This is a genomic window from Fulvivirga sp. (assembly GCF_040220315.1).
In the GTDB taxonomy this organism is placed as follows: domain Bacteria; phylum Bacteroidota; class Bacteroidia; order Cytophagales; family Cyclobacteriaceae; genus Fulvivirga.
The window spans coordinates 1-3,085 of the sequence record NZ_JAVJUY010000392.1; the positions used below are offsets into that span (position 1 = coordinate 1).

General features: G+C 34.2%; 3 protein-coding genes. 1 reads left to right on the forward strand and 2 read right to left on the reverse strand.

Annotated features, from left to right (window positions below; all coding sequences use genetic code 11):
* Together RLO81_RS20220 and RLO81_RS20225 are read right to left on the reverse strand one after the other, a co-directional pair.
* The coding region (locus RLO81_RS20220; protein ID WP_350116235.1) for a hypothetical protein at positions 1 to 584 on the reverse strand (584 nt) is incomplete at its 3' end.
* Between the two features lie 202 nt (positions 585 to 786).
* Positions 787 to 1,485 (reverse strand): hypothetical protein, encoded by a 699-nt coding sequence (locus RLO81_RS20225; protein ID WP_350116237.1) that lies wholly within the window; start codon positions 1,483 to 1,485, stop codon positions 787 to 789.
* Between the two features lie 967 nt (positions 1,486 to 2,452).
* Here RLO81_RS20225 and RLO81_RS20230 point away from each other — a divergent pair.
* A complete protein-coding gene (locus tag RLO81_RS20230) occupies positions 2,453 to 2,896 on the forward strand; it encodes an Arm DNA-binding domain-containing protein (protein WP_350116240.1) in 444 nt (147 codons plus the stop codon).
* The last annotated feature ends 189 nt before the right edge of the window (positions 2,897 to 3,085 follow it).

Sequence of the window (3,085 nt, forward strand, 5' to 3'; positions counted from 1 at the left end):
CGATAAGTAAATGTTTGAATAGACGAATGAGATTTTGAAAAAATTGATCTACCAAAATCTGTATCTGAAACACTTAGGTCACCAATCAAAGTATCAAAAAACTGAAATTCATTACTTAAGAATTTTTCTAAGATTAATTTGTTACATCTACTTCCAACTAATATAAAGCTCTTAACCTCTGAATTATTAATTGATAACGAATTTATTTGACTTTTAATTAGTTTCAATTCATTTATTGAGCAATTTCCCTGGATTCCCAAAGTCAAATCACCCTCATAATTACCATTACCTTCCAATTTAACTTTTCCAATATTACTGTTGTCATTTATTCTTACTGCTTGCTTATGATTTAACTCTAATTCTCCCAGAATGGATTGTGAAATTATTAGGTGATTTGATTTGTGGACTACCTTATGGAAATTACAATTTTTTAAAAGGAAAGTTGCTGCTGAATGGTCAATTTCCAATATTATGTTGGGTTCAACTAGATTTTGAATTTGGTTCTCACTAAAGTTTGCTCCTGTCGTAATTTCACCAAGCTTTCTTTTGGTACTCCAAGTAATATATCTTTCTTTCTTTTCCAAGAGATTAGTTTAATGTAAAAAACTAAGGTAAGATGGTATGGCAAAAAAACACTTAGGTCGTGACATTTTTGACAGATTTTAGATAAACTTTAAATATACCTCATTATACAGCACATAGCAGAGGTCTTCTTGGATTGATTATATATCTATGGTATGATGTTTCTTACTAGTGGCTTTCAAAAACAAGGGATAATTACTATTATCAATTCAATAGAAATCTCAAATACTCAAAATTTGCAAATGCATTTTTAAATAGTTCAACCATCATTGTCCGATTTTTATGATCTAGTGCTAAACTTCCTGAAATTTGTATTAGAATACTAACAAGGACACCTCTCCAATCAAATTTATTGAGTCGTTTAAGAGCTTCCTTTAAATAATCAAAATTCTCACTTATTAGCTTCCTTTCTTGCTCTGAATCTGCAATATGAATACTTAATTGTGCTTGTAGATCATTGATTACCTCTATTAACTGAATTTGTTCATGATCTTCAAACATAGATTTAGTCTGATAATCTAAAGCAACTACATTGCTGTTTGTGAGTAGATTATATTCTTCCCATAAATCTATTGTAGCTAGATCAATGTAATATTCTGCCACCTCATTAGTAATCCACTTTTCTAAAGTTTCAATAAGTCCGTGTATATCAAACTCAACGCCCTCATTCAATGGCAACATCTTAGACCTTGGAAAACCAGGTGCATATTTCGTATACTGACATTTATATCGGTTGAACCTTGACTCCGGTTTTATTAAAAAAACAAATGGTGTTCCTATAATTTCAATTGATGAAATTAAACCCATTGGAGCAGTTAGCTCTTCGTATTTAACTTTTTCAATATGAAAAACCTCATTTCTTTTCAGAACTTCAAATACTCTATTTTTATCAGAAGTTTTCATTATTTGGCAAGTAACTTTATTTTGATTTAAATATCAAATAGAAGCTCCGACCAATCCCTTCTCAGGTATAAATTTTATGGGGATTTTAATTCCCATCATTGACACAGAGGAGGGGATGTTTAAAAATTTTTTCATTGTAGGCATTTCAGCATACTGGATTGCATTAATTGTAATGTATTATTACCATCATAAAAGCAATCATTGGGGAGAGTTTGATAACCACAACCCCAACCTAAGCGTAGGTTACAGCTACGCTTCCATATTGAGGCTAACTCAAATAGCAGTCCAGTGGTATTGGCCTGTCAGGGAACTGTCAGGGACAGGCCATGGGGATGTATCGATAACGTTTCTTCCATTATTGTATAACTAAGCCATCGTTGGTGATTTCACCGACGATCGATGAGCAATCGATTCATGTTGGTGAAAACACCAACATGGGCTTTGGACTGACTTGTGCATGAAGGAAAAACGAACAACAAAACCGTCATTCTGAACGGAACAGGGATATCAAAAATTCAGGGATGAATGATCCCTTTAGATAGCTCTATTACAAGTAGTAATATCCGAAATTGAAGTGAAGAATCTTAGTAAGGTTTTGGAGAAATGACTTCGACACTCCTCACGAAGATAAGATTCTTCACTACGCTTCGCTCCGTTCAGAATGACGGTAAGTAATGTTGATTTCGTTTCGCTGGGACTAATGTACTAAGGCTGGAATATAAAAAAAGGCACTCAAAAAGTGCCTTCAAATAGTAGCGGGGACAAGACTCGAACTTGTGACCTTCGGGTTATGAGCCTTATATCATATATAGTGATGTGAATCATAATGGCCTTAAATGGTATTTAAAGGCATTTTTAGTTTCATGCTAAACCACATAAATACAAGGAAAATCGCAAAATGTTTAACCATTGTTTAACCCTTTTTCTTCTGTTTTTTGTATCTTTACTATAATAAAACAGCATTTTTATGGCATCAGTAAAGATCGTTTTACGAAGGGAAAAACAAAAAAAGGACGGCACTTTCCCTTTAGCTGTCCGGATCATTAAGGACCGGAAGCCCAGGTATATTCATACAGATCAATCTATTGAACTCAAACATTGGGATGTAAATGAGCGTAGGGTTAAAAAATCACACCCCAATTCAGCTAGGCTAAACAACCATTTATTAGCGAAACTTAAAGAAGCCAATGACATTGCCCTTGAAGCCGAAACAGACAATAAGACTGTATCCAGTAATGAGATCAGGAAGAAAGTTGCCAGGAAGGGCAGAACCGTCTCCTTCTTTCAGTTTGGTGTTGAGCGAGTAAAGGGGAAACATTTAAGTGGTGTGTATTCAGTCGCTCGAGCTGAACGTTCGATCCTATGCAATATAGAAGAGTTCATAAACCTCAAAAAAATCAAAAGCTCTTGAAGATGTAAAGAAAGACATCCAGGAAAGGCGACGAAAAAGGGTCGGTAAAAGTAGAAGTCCAGGGTATTCTTTTCTGGAAGAACTCAAGAGCTTATCCAAGAATAACAGTCTTTATTTCGAGGATATAAGTACAGCTTTCTTAAATCAATTCAAGATATTCTGTTCATCCTATCTTGAGATGAAAAAGAG

What these genes read in the sequence shown, in the direction of transcription:
- RLO81_RS20225 (WP_350116237.1), bottom strand. Translation starts at nt 1,485, where the DNA reads ATGAAAACTTCTGATAAAAATAGAGTATTTGAAGTTCTGAAAAGAAAT.
- RLO81_RS20230 (WP_350116240.1), top strand. Translation starts at nt 2,453, where the DNA reads ATGGCATCAGTAAAGATCGTTTTACGAAGGGAAAAACAAAAAAAGGAC.